16 protein-coding genes and 1 tRNA gene are annotated in these 18,753 nt (G+C 67.1%); 15 read left to right on the forward strand and 2 right to left on the reverse strand.

The genetic code is table 11. The annotated features are described in order from the left end of the window. Nucleotides 1-102: 102 nt before the first annotated feature. Nucleotides 103-900: a trehalose-phosphatase gene (gene otsB / locus AC1REK_RS01430; protein ID WP_316016711.1), complete on the forward strand. Its 798-nt coding sequence runs from the start codon at nucleotides 103-105 to the stop codon at nucleotides 898-900. Nucleotides 901-935: 35 nt separating this feature from the next. After that, on the forward strand, nucleotides 936-2,774 hold the full coding sequence (locus AC1REK_RS01435; RefSeq protein WP_316016712.1) for a glycoside hydrolase family 15 protein: 1,839 nt from the start codon (nucleotides 936-938) through the stop codon (nucleotides 2,772-2,774). Nucleotides 2,775-2,988: 214 nt separating this feature from the next. On the opposite strand, the gene metW is transcribed toward AC1REK_RS01435, so the two are convergent. After that, complete coding sequence (gene metW / locus AC1REK_RS01440; RefSeq protein WP_492267449.1) at nucleotides 2,989-3,612, reverse strand: methionine biosynthesis protein MetW; 624 nt, start codon at nucleotides 3,610-3,612, stop codon at nucleotides 2,989-2,991. Nucleotides 3,613-3,790: 178 nt separating this feature from the next. Continuing rightward, nucleotides 3,791-4,972, reverse strand: a complete 1,182-nt coding sequence (gene metX, locus AC1REK_RS01445) for a homoserine O-acetyltransferase MetX (RefSeq protein ID WP_492267448.1) — start codon at nucleotides 4,970-4,972, stop codon at nucleotides 3,791-3,793. Nucleotides 4,973-5,125: 153 nt separating this feature from the next. Here metX and AC1REK_RS01450 point away from each other — a divergent pair, with 153 nt between their 5' ends. The 13 genes from AC1REK_RS01450 (at nucleotide 5,126) to AC1REK_RS01510 (ending at nucleotide 18,735) form a co-directional block, all read left to right on the forward strand. After that, complete coding sequence (locus AC1REK_RS01450) at nucleotides 5,126-5,962, forward strand: chorismate mutase (RefSeq protein ID WP_492267447.1); 837 nt, start codon at nucleotides 5,126-5,128, stop codon at nucleotides 5,960-5,962. Between the two features lie 172 nt (nucleotides 5,963-6,134). Further along, complete coding sequence (gene hisC / locus AC1REK_RS01455) at nucleotides 6,135-7,241, forward strand: histidinol-phosphate transaminase (RefSeq protein ID WP_492267446.1); 1,107 nt, start codon at nucleotides 6,135-6,137, stop codon at nucleotides 7,239-7,241. Continuing rightward, entirely contained in the window at nucleotides 7,238-8,182 is a 945-nt protein-coding gene (locus tag AC1REK_RS01460; RefSeq protein WP_492267445.1) for a prephenate/arogenate dehydrogenase family protein, read from the forward strand. Before hisC ends, AC1REK_RS01460 begins: the two co-directional genes overlap by 4 nt. Before the next feature lie 114 nt (nucleotides 8,183-8,296). Beyond that, nucleotides 8,297-8,372, forward strand: a tRNA-Thr gene (locus tag AC1REK_RS01465). Nucleotides 8,373-9,667: 1,295 nt separating this feature from the next. After that, nucleotides 9,668-10,441, forward strand: a complete 774-nt coding sequence (locus tag AC1REK_RS01470) for a TetR/AcrR family transcriptional regulator (RefSeq protein ID WP_492267444.1) — start codon at nucleotides 9,668-9,670, stop codon at nucleotides 10,439-10,441. Between the two features lie 166 nt (nucleotides 10,442-10,607). Beyond that, a complete protein-coding gene (locus AC1REK_RS01475) occupies nucleotides 10,608-11,480 on the forward strand; it encodes a hypothetical protein (RefSeq protein ID WP_492267443.1) in 873 nt (290 codons plus the stop codon). Beyond that, nucleotides 11,477-12,361 (forward strand): branched-chain amino acid ABC transporter permease, encoded by an 885-nt coding sequence (locus tag AC1REK_RS01480; protein ID WP_492267442.1) that lies wholly within the window; start codon nucleotides 11,477-11,479, stop codon nucleotides 12,359-12,361. The genes AC1REK_RS01475 and AC1REK_RS01480 overlap by 4 nt, the downstream gene beginning before the upstream one ends. A 2-nt stretch (nucleotides 12,362-12,363) precedes the next feature. Beyond that, nucleotides 12,364-13,374 carry a branched-chain amino acid ABC transporter permease gene (locus tag AC1REK_RS01485; protein ID WP_492267441.1) on the forward strand — a complete coding sequence of 337 codons (1,011 nt, stop codon included), beginning with the start codon at nucleotides 12,364-12,366 and terminating at the stop codon, nucleotides 13,372-13,374. Beyond that, nucleotides 13,367-14,083: an ABC transporter ATP-binding protein gene (locus AC1REK_RS01490; RefSeq protein WP_492267440.1), complete on the forward strand. Its 717-nt coding sequence runs from the start codon at nucleotides 13,367-13,369 to the stop codon at nucleotides 14,081-14,083. Before AC1REK_RS01485 ends, AC1REK_RS01490 begins: the two co-directional genes overlap by 8 nt. Next, on the forward strand, nucleotides 14,076-14,777 hold the full coding sequence (locus AC1REK_RS01495) for an ABC transporter ATP-binding protein (protein WP_316018129.1): 702 nt from the start codon (nucleotides 14,076-14,078) through the stop codon (nucleotides 14,775-14,777). The genes AC1REK_RS01490 and AC1REK_RS01495 overlap by 8 nt, the downstream gene beginning before the upstream one ends. Before the next feature lie 40 nt (nucleotides 14,778-14,817). Next, nucleotides 14,818-16,074, forward strand: a complete 1,257-nt coding sequence (locus AC1REK_RS01500) for an ABC transporter substrate-binding protein (protein ID WP_492267439.1) — start codon at nucleotides 14,818-14,820, stop codon at nucleotides 16,072-16,074. 58 nt (nucleotides 16,075-16,132) lie between these two features. Further along, nucleotides 16,133-17,707 carry an AMP-binding protein gene (locus tag AC1REK_RS01505; protein WP_492267438.1) on the forward strand — a complete coding sequence of 525 codons (1,575 nt, stop codon included), beginning with the start codon at nucleotides 16,133-16,135 and terminating at the stop codon, nucleotides 17,705-17,707. Between the two features lie 32 nt (nucleotides 17,708-17,739). Further along, the gene (locus tag AC1REK_RS01510; RefSeq protein WP_492267437.1) at nucleotides 17,740-18,735 is read left to right on the forward strand and encodes an MDR family oxidoreductase; all 996 of its coding nucleotides are present in this window, start codon (nucleotides 17,740-17,742) and stop codon (nucleotides 18,733-18,735) included. Nucleotides 18,736-18,753: the final 18 nt, after the last annotated feature.

An 18,753-nucleotide genomic window follows, 5' to 3' on the forward strand; every position in this document is an offset into this window, starting at 1 on the left:
CGCCGTGACCGGATCGTGGCGACTGCGGGAAACTGAACCCCGAATGTGGCGAGCCGACGGACGGTCGTCCTTTCGCCCGTTTCGTCCTCTAGCAAGGCCGCCATGTCGCAAGCTCAGAGCCCCGAAGCCGCCGAGCCGCACGCCCCGCCTGCGGTGCGCACCTCATCAATAGCATTGTTTCTCGATTTCGACGGAACCCTGGTCGAGATCGCGCCCTCGCCCGAGGATGTCAGGCTCGACCGCCGCGTGCCGGGCGCGCTGGATGCGCTGCGCCAGCGCCTCGATGGCGCGCTCGCGCTGGTGTCAGGCCGGCCAGTCGCGTTTCTGGACGCGATGACAGCGCCTTTTCGCTTCGACGCCGCCGGCTTGCACGGTGCGCAAATTCGCCTGGGTGGCGAGGAAGCGCCGCTGGCGGCGCCGTCCGAGGCGCTGCACGTCGCGACGCGGGCTATGGTGCGCTTCGCCAATGCGAATGTCGGCATCATCGTCGAGGACAAGCGCCAGTCGGTCGCGCTGCATTGGCGTCTGGCGCCCGCGCTGGCCGACGAGGCGTTGGAACTGATGGAGCGGCTTGCGGCCGAGATCGGCCCTTCGATGCGCCTCCAGCGCGGCAAGGCGGTGGCCGAGCTCGTTCCGGCCACGGCGAGCAAGGGCGGTGCCATCGCCTGGCTCATGCAGCAGCAGGCCTATGCCGGCCGCCAACCCATATTTGTCGGTGATGACATCACGGACGAGAACGGATTCGCCGCGGTCAACGACGCGGGGGGGCTGTCGATCCGGATCGGGGAGGGGCAGACTTGCGCCCGGCACCGGTTGGCTTCGCCGACCGCATTGCACCGTATCCTGCTCGGCGCCGCCGATGGCGGCGACCTCACGCTCGAAACCTTCCTCCAGAACTAAACCTTCCAACAAGACCAGCTGCATCAGGGATAGGCATGACTGTCACCACCGTCGCCCCGCCGGGCGTGGCCTCGCTCGATCTCGGCGTCATCGGCAACTGCTCCATCGCCGCTCTGATCGACCGGCAGGCCCGAATCGTCTGGGGCTGCTTCCCGCGTTTCGACCGCGACCCGGTCTTCTGCTCGCTGATCGACAACAAGATCGAGGATGGCGATGCGATGCCTGAGAAGGGCGTCTTCGCCATCGAGATGGTCGGCATGACCCGCTGCGAGCAGAGCTATCTCGACAACACCGCGATCCTCTCCTCCGTGCTCTCCGACGACCAGGGGAATGCGCTGGAAATCCTCGATTTCGCGCCGCGCTTCGTGCGCTATGAGCGTTTCTTCCGGCCGCCGCAGCTGGTGCGCCGCGTCAGGCGCATCTCCGGCCGCCCGCGTATTCGCGTCGTGATGAAGCCCTGCCTCGGTCTTGGCGAAGTGCCCGACGAGATCACCCGCGGCTCCAACCATGTCCGCTTCGTCGGTGCCGACCAGACCATCCGCCTGACCACCGACGCGCCGATTTCCTATGTGCTGGAGAGCATTCCTTTCGCGGTCGAGAAGCCGTTCTCCTTCTTCGTCGGCTCCGACGAGGCGCTGCGTGCCGAGATCGAGACGACCTCGCGCGAGTTCCTCGACAAGACCACCGATTACTGGCGCGACTGGGTCCGTTCGCTCTCGATCCCCTTCGAGTGGCAGCGCGAGGTCATTCGCGCCGCGATCACGCTGAAGCTCTGCTCCTTCGAGGAGAGCGGCGCGATCGTCGCGGCGCTGACCACCTCGATCCCCGAGGCGCCGGGCACGCAGCGCAATTGGGACTATCGCTTCTGCTGGCTGCGCGACGCCTATTTCGTCGTGCACGCCCTGAATCGTCTCGGCACGACGCGGACGATGGAGGACTATCTCGGCTTCATCACCAACATCGTCGACACCTTCTCGGAGAACGGCGCCGAGCATCTGCCGCCGCTCTATCCGATTACCCGCGGCGGCGAACTTCGCGAATTCGAGGTGCCGCAGCTCGCCGGCTATCGCGGGCACCAGCCGGTGCGCGTCGGCAATGGTGCGGCGACGCAGATCCAGAATGACGGCTATGGCGCGGTCGTGCTCGCCGCCACCCATTCCTTCTTCGACCGCCGCTTCATCCAGCCGGGTCGGGAAGCGTTGTTCGGCCAGCTCGAGCGCATGGGCGAGCGCGCGATCGAGCTTTTCGACAAGCCCGATGCCGGCCCCTGGGAGCTGCGTGAGAAGCAGGTCGTCCACTCCTTCTCCAGCGTGATGTGCTGGGCCGCCTGCGACAGGCTCGCCCGGATCGCCGGCACGCTCGGGCGAGCCGACCGCAAGGAGTACTGGCGCGGCGAGGCCAAGCGCCTGAAAGGCATCATCGCCGATCGGATCTGGAACCAGGAGAAGGGCCATTTCGTCTCGACCTTCGACGGGACCGATCTCGACGCCACTCTGCTGCTTTTCGCCGAGCTCGGCTTCGTCAAGCCGGACGATCCGCGCTACATCGCGACGGTCGAGGCGATCGGCCGCGATCTTCGTCGCGGCGATCTGATCCTGCGCTATGGCACGGCCGATGATTTCGGCTTCATGCACACCGGCTTCCTGATCTGCGCCTTCTGGTATGTCGATGCGCTGCACGCGATCGGTCGGAAGGACGAAGCCAAGGAGCTGTTTGGCCGCATCCTGCAGCGGCGCAACAGCTTCGGCCTGCTCTCCGAGGATGCCGATCTCGAAACCGGCGAGCTCTGGGGCAACTTCCCGCAGACCTATTCGATGGTCGGACTGATCAATTCGGCGATGCGGCTCAGCCGCAATTGGGAAGAGGCGTTCTGAGCGGGCGCCGTCATTCTCGGGTGGAGTGCATAGCTTCCGGTGAAGCGCGGGGAACCCCTCTCCCGGATGGGAGAGGGGCAGGGGTGAGGGACTGCGGCTGATTGTTCGGGTGCAACGGAGCCGATGCCGCCTTTCGTGGTGAGGGCAGGCCCTCATCCGGCGCTCCGCGCCACCTTCTCCCGTTCGGGAGAAGGTCAGGTCGAGGTTCTGGCGCCTACCCTCGCTTCAGCAGGAACACCGCCTGCGCGCCAAACAGGTTCCAGAACCACCAGGGCGCGCTGACGCCGACCTTGCCGCCGGCGACGTCGAGCGCCACCGCGCGTTCCTTCACCGCGCCGATCGTGTCGCAGAGCACGACGAAGTCGCGGATCGTGCAGAAATGGATGTTCGGCGTGTCCCACCAGGAATAGGGCAGGGCCTCGGTCACCGGCATCCGCCCGAGGAAGAAGACCTGGCTGCGCATGCGCCAATGCCCGAAATTCGGGAAGGAGACGATGGCGCGCCTTCCGATGCGCAGCATCTGCTCCAGCACCAATCGCGGATTGCGCGTCGCCTGGATTGTCTGCGAGAGGATGACATAGTCGAAGGAATCGTCGGGGTAATCGGCGAGATCGGTGTCGGCGTCGCCCTGGATCACCGAGAGCCCGCGCGCGACACAGCCGGCGACGCCCTCGCGCGAGAGCTCGATGCCGCGGGCGTCGACGCCGCGCGTTTCGGCGAGCAGCGCCAGCAATTCGCCGTCGCCGCAGCCGACATCGAGCACGCGTGAGCCCGGCGTGACCATCTCGGCGACGAGGCGCAGGTCGATGCGGTTGGTGTGGTTGTCCGGGAGGCTCATGGCGCAACCTGCCCCCTCTCCCCTTGCGGGAGAGGGCTGGGGTGAGGGGTCTCGCGACGATTGTCGCTGGCGAGTCTCAAAAGAGGTGACCGAGGGTGGCGCGACCCCTCATCCGGCCGCTTCGCGGCCACCTTCTCCCGCAAGGGGAGAAGGGAAGGTGGCGGCGCAAGCCTCGCCATCAGATCCCCCGCGCCCGCGCCGCCGCGCCGATGAAGCCGCGCGTCGTCGCGAACAGGTTCGGCTCTTCCAGCAGGAAGGCGTCGTGGCCCTTATCGCTTTCCAGCTCGACGAAGGAGACCGAGGCGCCGGCCGCGTTCAGCGCATGCACGATGGCGCGCGAATCGCTGGTCGGGAACAGCCAGTCGGAGGTGAAGGACGCCACGCAGAAGCGGGTCTTGCTACCGGCGAAGGCCTTGGCCAGCACGCCGTCATGGTCGGCGGCGAGGTCGAAATAGTCCATCGCCCGCGTCACGTAGAGATAGGAATTGGCGTCGAAGCGCTCGACGAAGCTCACGCCCTGATGGCGGAGGTAACTCTCCACCTGAAAATCGGCATCGAAGGTGAAGGTCGGCGCGCTGCGCTCCTGCAGCCTGCGGCCAAATTTGCGATGCAGGGCAGGCTCGGAGAGATAGGTGATGTGCGCGCCCATCCGGGCGACCGACAGGCCCTTGGCCGGGCGGGTATTCTCCTCGAGATAGCGCCCGCCGCGCCAATCCGGATCGGCCATCACCGCCTGGCGGCCGACCTCGTGGAAGGCGATGTTCTGGGCCGAGTGCTTGGCGGCCGTCGCCAGCGGCAGCGCCGAGAACACGCGCTGCGGATAGCTCGCCGCCCATTGTAGCACCTGCATGCCGCCCATCGAGCCGCCGACGACGCTGAACAGGCTGTCGATGCCGAGCGAGTCGAGGAGATGGGCCTGCGCCCGCACCATGTCGCGGATCGTCACCATCGGGAAGGACAGGCCCCAGGGCTTGCCGGTCTCCGGATTGGTCGATGCGGGGCCGGTCGTGCCCATGCAGCCGCCGAGCACATTGGCGCAGATCACGAAGAAGCGGTCGGTGTCGACCGGCTTGCCGGGACCGACCATCGCTGTCCACCAGCCACCCTTGCCGGTGATCGGGTTGCGGCTGGCGACATGCTGGTCGCCGGTCAGCGCATGGCAGATCAGCACGGCGTTCGAGCGGTCGGCATTCAGCTGCCCATAGGTCTGGTAGCCGATCTGCCAATGCTCCAGCAAGGCGCCGGAATCGAGCTGGAGCGCGCGTTCGGGGCCGAATTGCGCCAGCAGGCTCGATGGCCGGTTGGCTTCGGTCAGCGCATCGGCCAGGGCCTGATCTTCCTGGATCGTCCGGTTTGGCATTCAGATTTTTCTTGTCGCCCGACCTGTTCGAAATAGCGGACTTAACCGATGGCGCGCCGCTCGGGCCCTGTCAACGCGCGGATGCGCGCGGACGGCTTTGCCAAGTTCCGTCACGGCCGCTAAGAGACGCGCGAGTTCAGAGAAGTTGGCGCCATGACCGAAGCCGCCCCGACGACCCTTGCCGATCTGCGCAGCGAGATCGACCGCATCGACGCGGCCATGCACGGCCTGTTGATGGAGCGTTCCTCGATCATCGAGACGCTGATCGCGATCAAGAAGACGCAGGTCTCCGGCTCCGCCTTCCGTCCCGGCCGCGAGGCCGACATGATGAAGCGCCTGGCGCTGCGCCATCAGGGCCTGCTGCCGCTGGACACGGTCGAGAGCATCTGGCGCATCATCATCGCGACCTTCACCTATGTGCAGGCGAACTATTCGGTCCACGCAGACATTTCCGGCGGCGATGCCCCGATGCGCGACAGTGCCCGCTTCCATTTCGGCTTCACTGTGCCCTACGTCCCGCATGAGGACGCCCGCGCCGTGATCCGGGCGGTGGCGGAATCGGCCGGCGATCTAGGCATCTTCCGGATGGATCTCGGCGCCAGTGCCGGTGTTTGGTGGCGCGACCTGATCGGCGAGGACAAGCCGAAGATCATCGCGCGCCTGCCCTTCATCGAGCGGCCGGATCATCCGGCGGGTACCCCGGTCTACTGCATCGCCAAGCCCCTGGCGGACGCTGCGATGCGCGAAATCGTGCTCTATGCCGCCCGCGTCGAGCGCTGGTCGGAGACCCTGCGCACCGGCCTTGCCCAGCATCTCGCCGAGGTTTCGGCGAGCGCTGCTGACGGCTCGCATCTCAGTCTGCTGGTCGCCGCCTCCGGCGAGACCTCGCCAGAGGCGATCCGCGGCGCGCTCGAGCCGGCGGGCCTCAGCGAGTTCACCGAGATCGGCAGTCACGCCGCCCGCTTCGCCTTCAAGTCCACCCGCCCGTGAGATGATCAGTCGTCGCTGAACCTTTCCAAGCCATCCCGGACAAGCCGCGAAAGCGGCGCCGATCCGGGATCCATGCCTGAACGGTTCCGGCATGGATCCCGGGTCTCCCTCCGGTCGCCCGGGATGACCTGGACCTGCTCCGCACGGCAGCCCCAACCCGAAAGTCCGCGCCATGACCACGCCTTCCCGTCCCGTTCCGCGTCCCGGCGTCCTCGACATCGAGGCCTATGTCCCCGGCAAGTCCTCGGCCCCTCCAGGCGTCAAGCTGCACAAGCTCTCCTCGAACGAGACCCCGCTCGGCCCGAGCCCGAAGGCTGTCGCGGCTTATGGCGCGCTCGCCGGCAAGCTCGAGCTCTATCCCGACGGGTCGGCGACCAAGCTGCGCGAGGCGATCGCCACCCGCTACGGGCTCGATGCCGGCCGCATCGTCTGCGGCACCGGCTCGGACGAGCTGCTGCAGCTGATCACCAAGGTCTATCTCGGTGATGGCGACGAGGGCGTCTTCACCGAGCACGGCTTCCTCGTCTACAAGATCGCCATCCTCGCGGCCGGCGCCACGCCCGTCATCGTGCCCGAGAAGAACCTGACGACCGACGTCGACGCGATCCTGAAGGCGGTGACGCCGAAGACCAAGATCGTCTTCCTCGCCAATCCCAACAACCCGACCGGCACCTATCTGCCCTTCGACGAGGTCAAGCGCCTGCATGCCGGCCTGCCGCGCCATGTGCTGCTGGTGCTCGACGCGGCCTATGCCGAATATGTCCGTCGCAACGACTACGCCTCGGGCCTCGAACTGGTCGCCGAGAGCGAGAATGTCGTGATGACGCGCACCTTCTCGAAGATCTACGGCCTCGCCAATCTGCGTCTCGGTTGGCTCTACGGACCCGCCCATGTCGTCGATGCGCTCAACCGCACCCGCGGCCCGTTCAACGTCAACGGCGCGGCGATCGAGGCCGGCACCGCCGCCATCGCCGACGAGGCGCACCTGGCCAGCGCAGTCGAGCATAACGACAAATGGCTGGCCTGGACCACGGCCGAGCTGGAGAAGCTCGGTCTGACCGTGACGCCTTCGGTCGCCAACTTCATCCTGATCCATTTCCCGAAGGTGGCCGGCAAGACCGCGAAGGAGGCCGACGCGTTCCTGACTCAGCGCGGCCTGATCCTGCGTTCGGTCGCCTCCTATGGCCTGCCCGATGCGCTGCGCATGACCATCGGCAACGAGGAGGCGAACCGGCTCGTCGTCGCCGCCTTGACCGAGTTCCTGGGCAAGGCCGCGTGAGCGCGACCGAAACCTTCGCGCCGCGCCGCGACGAGCCGCTCTTCGGGCGGCTCGCCATCATCGGCATCGGCCTGATCGGCTCCTCGATCGCGCATGCGGCCAAGGAATTGAACCTCGCTGGCCATATCGTGCTGAGCGACCGCGACGCCGATGTCCGGCGCCGCGCTCGCGAACTCGATCTCGGCCACGAGATCGCGGAGAACGCCGTCGAGGCCGCCCGCGACGCCGATCATGTCGTGCTCTGCGTGCCGGTCGGCGCCTGCGGCGCGGTCGCGGCCGAGATCGCCGGCGTGCTGAAACCCGGCGCGATCCTGTCGGATGTCGGCTCGGTCAAGCATGCCGTCGTCGAGGCGGTCACTCCGCATCTGCCCGAAGGCGTGCATTTCGTCCCGGCCCATCCGGTTGCCGGCACCGAGAATTCCGGCCCGGACGCCGGCTTTCCCAGCCTCTTCCTCAACCGCTGGTGCATCCTGACGCCGCCGCCCGGCACCGATGAGGGCGCCATCGCCCGCACCCGCCAGTTCTGGGAGGGCATGGCCGCGATCGTCGAGGTGATGGGCTCGCAGCATCACGACCTCGTCCTCGCCATCACCAGCCATCTGCCGCATCTGATCGCCTACAACATCGTCGGCACCGCCGAGGATCTGGCGGCGGTGACGCAGTCGGAGGTGATCAAGTTCTCGGCCGGCGGTTTTCGCGATTTCACCCGCATCGCGGCTTCCGACCCGACGATGTGGCGCGACGTCTTCCTCGCCAACAAGGAGGCGGTGCTGGAGATGTTGGGCCGCTTCAACGAGGACCTCGCGCTGCTCACCCGCGCCATCCGCTATGGCGACGGCGATACCCTGCACAAGCACTTCACCCGCACCCGAGCCATCCGCCGCGGCATCGTCGCGCTCGGCCAGGAGAAGGCCGAGACGGAGAAGCTCAAGAAGGGCTGAGGGCACGGCGCCTTGCGGCTCCGGGAATTTCACGGCCAAGGGTGAATTCCCTGTGCCTTGTAGCGCCTGCCCGCCTTGTCAAAAGGGGGGCGGGCTGGTACAGCCCCACCCGTCGCCGCAATAGCTCAGCTGGTAGAGCACCTCATTCGTAATGAGGGGGTCGGGGGTTCGAATCCCTCTTGCGGCACCATTGGACCTGCTAAGGTCTTGATTTTCAGACCAAAGTTGACGTCGATGTCCTGGGGGCGTTTCAGGCCCTAGGTTCGCGCGGGCATGCGGGCGCTACTGATGGGCTCTGACGGGCGACTCGTTTGCCGCGCTCGCAGTTCCTCGCGCGATAGCTTCCCGGCTCGCTCTCGAACATGACGGATTCGCGTTGGCCAAGCATCGGCCGATCGCCGATTCTGCGTGCTTGCCGTGCAAGCCGGCGCCGCCGAGCTCAGCTCTCACCGGATGTCGACGAACCCCGCGAACTTCGTTTTGACCGCGTTGAAGAAGCGCAAGCGCCTTGCGGGTCCTTCGCTGCATGAGTGGAGCCGGTCGGAAGGCCGAGGGTCTTCAAAGAGCCGGCAACGGGCTGGTGGGGGGGGGGCGTGGACCTGTAGCGAATCGTCAGCGAGGGCCTGGCGAGGTGCCGTGGCGTAATGGTTGCTAAATCGTTACCCAGCGCAACCTCGGATGTCCTCAGATGATACAGAACGCTTCGAAAGCAGACATGGGCATCGTTCCGATGCACTCGCGTCCTGTTCTGATACGGATCGCAAAAGCTATTCTTGCCGGAAGCACGAGCGCTTTCGCGTTGCTTGTTCCATTTGAAAGCCGGGCCGATTGGCAGGTTACCACGCGATACCACGATAGCGGCAAGACAACGACTTATCGCAGGATACGTCCAACGAACTTCGCGATCACGACGCTCCCCGACGGTCCTGCGCCCGCCAACGATTGCCCCGGCAGTGCCTTCGAAGTCCTGAACCCGAAGCATGGCGAAGCCCGGTGCATCGGATACGTCAGCTCAGGTAGGAGACGCTGACCCCGGCTGGCGGCCTCGTGCCAGGCGTCCGGCTTGCATTCCAACGCTTTGGAGGCATGCCTGGGGAGTCATGCGCGAGGCCGTGAGCGGGCCTCGACAGTCAGAGCGAATCCCTTGTCGGCAGAACCACATCGCGGCGCCTGCATGCGCTCTGCCCCTCGCCCTTGAAAGCCAGGCCAAGGGAACGAAGCGGATAGCGGTCTGCAGGCGGTCCGGCCGGCTTACTTGGGCGTGCGTTTGCGCATAGGCAGGCGGCGCTGACGGGCGAATCGCCGACGCTGTCTGGTCAGTTTGCCGCTCGCCGCGGCGGGGCTTCTGTGCGTCTTCACGTACCGCGGCGATGTGGTCGCCACCGCTGTCCGCCGGTTCGAAGTGGTCTTTCCGATTTAGCCGTAGAGCCCGAAGCGGATGCCGGCGACGAATGTCTCGCGCCGATCCTGTTCGATCTGCGCCTCATGCTCGCGTTGCTCCGCCAGTGCCTGGAACGGCGCTGCCGCGCTCTGCGGGCGGGTGTCCTGCGTCGCGGCGCGGGATCGAAAATGTGGCGTTGGCAAAACCGAGGCGAGTGCCGTAACTGGGGCATGGCCAAGCAGACATCAACCGCCGTTCCACGCTGGAAAAAGGCAGTTCCGGACCTCGGCGCCCAAAGGGAGTTGCGCCTGGACGCTCTTTACCGCGTGGCGGCCGCCGCGTTCCGGCGAAACGGCTATCACGGCACCTCGCTCGTCGACATCGCGCGTGAGCTCGGCGTCTCCAAGCCGACACTCTATCATTACATCGCCAACAAGCAGGACCTCCTGTTCCAGTGCCATCTCGTCGCCGCGGATCAGGCGATTGCGGCGATCTGTGACGATCCCGCCCTGAGCGGGTTGGAGAAGGTGCGTCGCACGATCGCCAACTACATCGTGGCGATCATTGGCGAAGAAAGCGCGAGCGTCGTGATCCTCGAGGAGAAGTCGCTCGGCCCTGAGCAGCTCGATGTCGTCATAGCCAGGCGGGACATTTTCGACGGTCGCATCCAGGGACTGATCGAGGAGGGGCTTGCCGACGGCACGATCGCTCCCTGCGATGCGAAGCTGGCCCTGTTCTCGGCGCTCGGAGCGGCCAACTGGGTGACCAAATGGTATCGTCCGACCGGCCCGCTCAGCGTCGCCCAGATCGCTGAAGGCGTTGCCGACCTCGTCTGCTCCGGCCTTCGCGCACCGGTCGCCACGCAAGCCTGCGCCTGAGTTTTCGAACCCCGCTCCTGAGTTTTCGTCAGCCTCGAAGCGGGAGGCGGGTTGCCTCATTTTTTGCTTTTCGACTCTAGGGTCGAAAATATGACTCAAGAGTTGACAGCCTCGGGGCGACCTCTTTAAGCCTGCTCCCAACGAGATTGGGTTCGGAGGGACCGCCTTGCTGACTGAGGCCACGGCAAAGCCGGGGAGCGATGGCGCACGCTGGCTCGCGCCCGGCGCGACGTTTGCGGAGCGCGGCATCTCTCACGATGCCGCCTATCAGGAGCCGCGGCTGCGGGCGGCGGGCGTTGCGCCCGCGCGCTATCAGGGCGCGAGCGAGGCTGGGCTTTTCGGCCTCGACTGCTTCGACTGCATGACGCATGCGGGCCTCGACATCGACGGCTATGTCTTCCTGTCGCAGAGCTACCGGCAGGTCGCGCCCGTCGCGCTTGGCGAGGCGCTGCGGATCAGCGGCCATGTCCGCCATCGCCAGACGATGCGTCGCGGCGTCCTCGTCGACGAGATCTATCGTTTCACCGACGCCAATGGCCGGGTCGTGCTCGAATCCGAGCTGACTGGCCTGCTGGCGGACGCGATCGGCGCGAGCGCCCCGTTTGGGCGCGCCGATGCGCCGACTCTGCCGCGCCGGCAGGAATTGTCGCGCCAGGGCTGGGAGCTCCTCGCCGAAAAGCAGGTGACACCCGAGGATGTCCGCGTCTTCTCGCAGGATATCGGCAACGAGATCCATTTCGACGCTGACTTTGCGGCGCGTTACGGCTTCCAGGCGCCGCTGGCGCAGGGCATCATGTCGGCCGTCTGGCTGCTTTCCGCGCTCTCCGACGCGGCGGGCACGCCGCCGGAAGCCTTCCACGCCGAGATGCGCTATCTGCGCCCGGTCTTCTGGGATGCTGCCGCGACGCTCTGGGTCCGTCGTGACGATTCAGGCGCCGTCATCGCTGCCGAAAGCCGCAACGGCGAAGGCAAGGTGACGGCCGATCTGGTGCTGAGCTCGCCGCTGGCCCGCCTTGCTCGCGCCGGGGGGCAGGCATGACGGCGATCCTTCTCCAGCTGGTGATCTCCGGCCTGCTGCTCGGCGGCATCTACGCGCTCGTCTCGGTAGGCCTGACGCTGATTTTCGGCGTCTCGCGGATCAAGAACTTCGCGCATGGCGACCTCGTCATGGTCGGCATGTATGTGACCTACGCGCTGACCGTCGCGACCGGGCTCGACCCCTATCTGCTCGCTCCGGTCGTCGTGCTGCTGCTGTTCGGCTTCGGCCTGTTCCTTTCCTTCGCGCTGATCCGGCCGATCCAGGGCGCGCCGCAGGTGGCGCAGATCTTCGCGACCGTGGGTCTCGGCCTCGTGCTGCAGAACCTCGCACTCATGATGTACGGCGCCGACTTCCGTTCCACGCCCTCGATCATCTCCGGCAAGGTGCTGCGCTTTGCCGGCGTCGCCCTGCCGGCCTCCCTGCTGATCGCCTTCATCGTGGCGATGGTCGTGATCGCCGGGCTCACCATTTTCCTCCGACTCAGCCTGACGGGGAAGGCGATGCGGGCCATCGCGCAGGACCGCCGTGCCGCCTCGCTGATGAGCATCGACGTCAAGCGCATCGACATGCTGACCTTCGGCCTCGGCACCGCCTGCGCCGGTCTTGCCGGCGCCCTCCTGGCTCCGGTCTTTCCGGCCTTTCCGACGGTCGGCGTCAACCTCGTGCTGATCTGCTTCGTCGTCGTCATCCTCGGTGGCCTCGGCAGTGTCGAGGGCGCGCTGATCGGCGGGCTCCTGATCGGGCTGGTCGAGACGCTGAGCGGCTTCTTCCTCGGCTCGGCCATGAGCCAGATCGCCTATTTCCTCGTCTTCATCGCAGTGCTCTGCCTGCGGCCCGCCGGGCTGTTCGGCCAGCGTGGCGCCGAAACGCTGGGGAGCTGACGATGGGCCGGACTGTCGATCGTTTCGCCGCGCTGAGCCTGCTGCTGTTGGTGCTGCCGCTCTTCGCGCCGCTCTTCATCAGCGATTCCTACACGCTGCACTTCATCTGGAAGATCCTGTTCTGGGCGGCGCTCGCCAGCGCCTGGAACCTCGCCGGCGGCTATGCCGGTCAGTTCTCGCTCGGCCATGCCGCCTTCTTCGGGATCGGCGCCTACACTTCGGTGCTGCTCTATCTGAAGCTCGGCATCTCGCCCTGGATCGGCATGCTCGTCGGTGGGGCTCTCGCCGCAGGTTTCGCACTGCTGATCGGCGCGCTGACGCTGCGGCTGCGCGGGGCGTTCTTCGCGCTGGCGACGATCGCCTTCGCCGAGGTGCTGCGCATCGCGGTGGTGAACATGCGCGATCTGACCGGCGGCGCAGAAGGCCTGTCGATTCCCTTCGCGCCCGGGCTCGGCAACATGATGTTCTCCGGCCGGGCCGGCTCGGTCGTCCTGGTCGCGGCGCTCCTGCTCGCCATCGCGGTCGTGACCCTTATCGTCGAGCGTTCGCGCCTCGGCTACGCGCTCGCCGCGCTGAAGGAGGACGAGGAGGCGGCCGAGGCGCTGGGCGTCGACACGATCCGCGTCAAGCTGGTCTCGATCGCGTTGTCGGCCTTCGTCAGCGCACTCGGCGGCACGGCTTACGCCTTCTACATCCTGCTGATCGAGCCCTCGACGGTGCTGAGCATCGGCATGTCCGTCGAGATGGCCCTGATGGCGATCATCGGCGGCATGGGAACGGTGCTCGGTCCGGCGATCGGCGCCCTGCTGATCGTTCCGCTCAGCGAGTACCTGCGCGCCGAATTCGCAGGCAGCTTCCAGGGGCTCTACCTGCTCGTCTACGGCGCGATCCTGATCCTGATGGTGATGTTCATGCCGAACGGCCTGATGAGCGTCGTGCGCGATCCGCGCGGAACCCTGCGCCGCCTGACGCTGCGGCGGCGCACCGAGCGGGGGAGGAAGGGCGATGCTTGAGGTCGACAACCTCTCCAAGCGCTTCGGCGGGCTGACGGCCGTCCGCGATATCAGCCTGTCGCTGGCCGAGGGCGAGATCCTTGGCCTGATCGGCCCGAACGGCGCCGGCAAGACCACCTTCTTCAACTGCGTCGCCGGGGCGATGGCGCCGAGCGCCGGGCGCGTGCGGATCGACGGCCGCGACGTGACCGGCCAGAAGGCGCACAAGCTCTGCCGCGCGGGGATCGGCCGCACCTACCAGATCGTCAAGCCCTTCGCCGGCCTCACCGTGCGCGACAACGTCATGGTCGGCGCCCTCAACCGTGCCGAGAGCCTCGCCGAGGCGCGTCGCTTCACCGAGGAGGCCCTGGAGATCACCGGGCTCGCGCCGATCGGCGACGATCTCGCCTCCAGCCTGCCGCTGCCGCGGCGCAAGCGCCTCGAGGTGGCGCGGGCCCTGGCGACACGGCCGAAGGTGCTGCTGCTCGACGAGGTCATGGCCGGGCTCAATCCGTCCGAGGTCGATCGCGCCATCGTCCTCATCCGTGCCATCCGGGATTCGGGAATTTCCGTGCTCATCATCGAGCATCTGATGCGGGTGATCATGGCGGTCAGCGACCGCATCGTCGTCATGCATCACGGCGAAAAGCTCGCCGAGGGGAAGCCGGCCGAGGTCATGGCCGATCCGCGCGTCGTGAAGGCTTATCTGGGCGAGGGCTTCAATGCTTGAGGTCCGCAATCTCGATGCCTTCTACGGCGATGTGCAGGCGCTCTTCGGCGTCAATCTACGCGTAGCGGAGGGCGAGACCGTCGCGGTGGTCGGCGCCAACGGCGCCGGCAAGACGACGCTGATCAACGCGCTTTCGGGCACGATCGAGCGCAGCGGCGATGTCCGCTTCGCCGGACGCGAGATCGACGGGACCGAGCCGCATCTCATCGCTGCTGCGGGGCTGGTCCAGGTTCCAGAAGGCCGGCGGCTGTTCCGCTTCATGACGGTGCGCGAGAACCTCGAGCTCGGGGCCTACGCGCCCGGCGCGCGCGCCGACAAGGCGGCCACGCTGGAGCGCGTCTTCACGTTGATGCCGAAGCTCGCCGAGCGTTCCGGCCAGCTCGCCGGCTCGCTCAGCGGCGGCGAGCAGCAGATGTGCGCCATCGGGCGCGCGCTGATGGCAAAACCCCGGGCGCTGATGTTCGACGAGCCGACGCTCGGCCTCGCGCCGATCATGGTCGAGGTGGTGTTCCGCCTGCTCGACGAGATCAAGGCGAGCGGCATGACCATCCTGCTCGTCGAGCAGAACGTGAAGCAGGCGCTCGCCGCGTCGGACCGCGGCTACGTCATCGAGAACGGACGTGTCGTGCTGGAGGGGGCCGCCACGGCGCTGCTCGAGGATGCGCGCCTGAAGCAGGCCTATCTCGGCGGGTGACCGAGATCATTCGACCACAACGATAAAACGGGAGGAGAGCATGGTGAATTCGAGACGGACATTCCTGGCTGCCGCGCTTGTGGCCAGCTTCACTGCGGCCACGGGCGCCTCCGCGGCGGAAGACCTCAAGATCGGCGTGATGTTTCCGCTTTCGGGGCCGATGGCGCTGATCGGCAACGAGGCCTATCAGGCGGCCCAGGTCGCGCGCGACATGATCAACGAGCGCGGCGGTGTGAAGGGGCGCAAGATCGCCTTCGCCGTGGCCGATGCGCCTGGCCCGACGCAGGGCAACGCCGAGGCGACGCGCCTCATCGTGCGCGAGAAGGTTCCGCTCATCGCCGGCACCTACGCTTCCTCGATCGCGCTGGCGGCCAGCGAGGTCACCGAGCGCGAAGGCGTCCTCTACTGGGAGACGATCGCGGTCGCCGACAAGTTCACCCAGCGCAACTACAAGAACGCGATCCGCCTGACGTTCAACGCCTCGATGATGGGCGAGACCGCCGCCGACTTCTCCAAGGATCTCGCGGCCAAGCTCGGCAAGAAGCCGGAAGAGCTCAAGGTCGCGGTGATCTCCGAGGATTCCGAGTTCGGCCAGTCGGTCGGCGACGCCGCCGCCCGGCGCGTCAAGGCCAACGGCCAGAACCTCGTCGCCAACGAGCGCTACAGCCGTACCGTTACCGACCTGTCCTCGCTGGTGCTGTCGCTGAAGGCCAAGGCGCCGGACGTCGTGATCGCGACCTCCTATCTGAATGACGGCGTGCTCTTCGTCCGCCAGGCGCGCGAACTCGACTTCAACATGGGTGCGCTGGTCGGCGTCGGCACCGGCTACGCCCTGCCGGACTTCCTCGCCGCCACCGGCGCCAACGCCGAAGGCATCTTCGATGTCGACGCTCCCGCAACGCCGAACGTCGCGAACCTGCCGCCGGCGACCCAGAAGCTCTATGGCGAGTTCATCGAGCGCTTCAAGACGCTGGCCAAGCGTGATCCCGGCCCGCTCGCCCTGATCTCCTTCGGCGGCTTCTGGACGCTCTTCAACGAGGTCCTGGCCAAGGCGCCCGACACCAAGATCGAGAGCCTGCGCAAGGCGGCCTATGCGGTCGACCTGCCGGACGGCTCGCTGCTGACCGGCGCCGGCGTCAAGCTGAAGCCGGAAGGCGACAAGGAGCAGGGCCAGAACACCCGCGCCCTGCTGTCGGTGATGCAGTGGCAGAACGGCAAGCTTGAGGTCGTCTGGCCGAAGAGCATCGCCGTCAAGGAAGCGGTCTCGGTTCCGCTGCCGGCCTGGTCCAAGCGCTGATAAGACAATGCGAACGAGCCGGGCACGGAAGCGCCCGGCTCACCTTGCAGAGGTAGACATGCAGACCCTCGTCGCGCAGTTGCGCTCGGCCGCGTCAAAGGCGCCGCAGGCTCGTATCCATGAGGGCGCCCAGGCGCTCGGCTATGCAGAGCTCTACGAGCGCAGCCTGCGCGTCGCCGGAGGGCTGGCACGCCACGGGGTCGGCGAGGGGGACCGGGTCGCGCTCTGGCTGCCCAATGGTCTGGCCTATCTCGATCTCGTCCACGCCTGCCACCATCTCGGCGCCATCGCGGTTGCGATCAACACCCGCTTCCGTACCGCGGAGGCGCAGTCCATCCTGCAGCGGACCGGCGCGCGCGTACTGGCGATCGCGCCGGGCTTCAAGGACATCGCCTTCCTCGACATGCTCGCAGGCATGGATCGCGCCGCGCTTTCGGAGCTGCGCCTGATCGTCGGCGATGGCGATGAGGCGCCTGGCGCGCTGCCCGGCGTCGCCAGCGTCGCACATCGCAGCCTGCTCGAGGCCGATCCCGTCGCGAGCCGCGCCGATCCCGAGCTGCCGGGCGCAATCTTCGCGACCTCCGGCACCACGAGCGCCCCGAAATTCGCGCTGCACCGGCAGGGCAATATCGCCCGACACGGCGGGCGGATCGCCGCCGCCTTCGGATTCGACGCAGGCGATGCCCATCTGCTGCAGGCGGTGCCGTTCTGCGGCATCTGGGGCTTCAGCCAGTGGATGGGTACCGTCGCCGGTGCTGCGAGCTCTTCGCTCATCCCCTTTTTCGAGGCCCGCACGGCCGGGGAACTGATCCGTGCGCGCGGCATCACCCATCTCAGCGGCCCCGATGACCTGATCCAGCGGCTTTTCGCGGCATTTCCCGAGGAACGGCCGTTTCCGACGCTGCGCGAGGCGCTGATCTCGACCTTCAACCCGACGCTGGGTGACTTCACGGCGGCCATCGACCGCCGCGGCCTGCGCATGGTCAACGGCTTCGGGATGAGCGAGATCTTCTCCTTCTTCTCGCGCCGGCGGCCCGACGATCCGCCGGAACTGCGCCAGCGGCCGGGCGGCAGGCCGCTCGATCCGCAAGGGCAGCTGCGCGTCCGCTCGACCACGGGCGACGAGTTGCTCGGGATCGGCGAGGTCGGCCGGCTCGAGGTCAAGGTCGACACCCTGTTCAGCGGCTATTTCGGCGATGCCGGCGCGACCGCCGCCGCCTTCACGGCCGACGGCTTCTTCCGCACCGGCGACCTCGCCGCGCTCGGCCCCGGCGGAACCTTCGATCTCGTCGGCCGCGACGGCGATTTCCTTCGCCTCGGCGGCTTTCTCGTCAATCCCGTCGAGATCGAGGACGCGCTGAAGCAGGATGCGCCCGGCTGCGAGGTCGTGGTCGTCGAGGCGGCGACCCCGCGCGGCAACAAGGCCGTCGCCTTCCTGCGTCCGGCGCCGGGTACGCAGCCGCCGGACACGACGCGGCTCCTCGCGGAACTGCGGGGGCGCATCGCCGATTTCAAGGTTCCCAGCCGCATCGTCGAGATCGACCAGTTCCCGGTCGCGATGGGGCCGAATGGCGAGAAGATTCAACGTCACCGCCTGCGCGCGATGGCGATGAGCCAGCTCGATGAGGGCTGATCCATGACCAGGCAGATGCAGAGAACAGCACAATGAGCGAGACCTTCACCGCGCTGATGATCGAAGACGAGGGCGGCAAGCCGAAGGCCTCGTTCCGCCAGATCGGCATTGGCGACCTGCCCGACCACGACGTGCTGGTCGAGGTCCACTATTCGACGCTGAACTACAAGGATGGGCTTGCGGTCTCCGGCAAGGGGCGTATCGCGCGCCGCCTGCCGATGGTCGCCGGCATCGACATCGCCGGCATCGTCAAGGAATCGCGTTCGTCGGACTGGAAGCCCGGCGACAAGGTCGTCGTCAATGGCTGGGGCCTCTCCGAAACCGAATGGGGCGGCTATGCACGCTACCAGCGCCTGAAGCCGGAATGGCTGACGCGCCTGCCGGACGGGTTCGACCTCGCCGAGGCGATGGCGATCGGCACGGCCGGCTATACCGCCGCCCTGTGCGTCGATGCGCTCGAGGATTGGGGGCAGATCCGTCCCGGCTCCGGCGAGGTGCTGGTGACGGGCGCGGCGGGCGGCGTCGGCTCGACCGCCATCGCCCTGCTGGCGGCGCGCGGCTATGCCGTCACGGCGGCGACCGGTCGTCCTGAGACCCACGACTATCTGCGCAGCCTCGGCGCCAGTGCCTTCGTCGATCGCGCGGTGCTCGCCGAGAAGGGCGCGCCCCTGCAGAAGGAGCGCTGGAGCGGCGCCGTCGACACTGTCGGCAGCCAGACGCTGGCGACCGTCCTGTCGCAGACCCGCTATGGCGCCGCGGTCACCGCCTGCGGCCTGGCCGGCGGCGCCGACCTGCCGGCGACCGTCCTGCCGCATATCCTGCGCAGCGTCGCCCTGCTCGGCATCGACTCCGTCATGGCGCCGCATGCGAAGCGCGAGCGTGCCTGGGCCCGTCTGGCGCGCGACCTCGATCGCGACGCCCTGCGGGCCATCAGCCGCGTCGAGCCGATGTCGCTCCTGCCGGACCTCGCCGGGCAGATCGTCGCCGGCCAGATCCGCGGTCGCGTCGTGATCGACGTCTCGCGCTGACCTCGTCTCGCGACAGCA

It is taken from the genome of Allobosea sp. GW823-FHT02B03 (assembly GCF_058797755.1).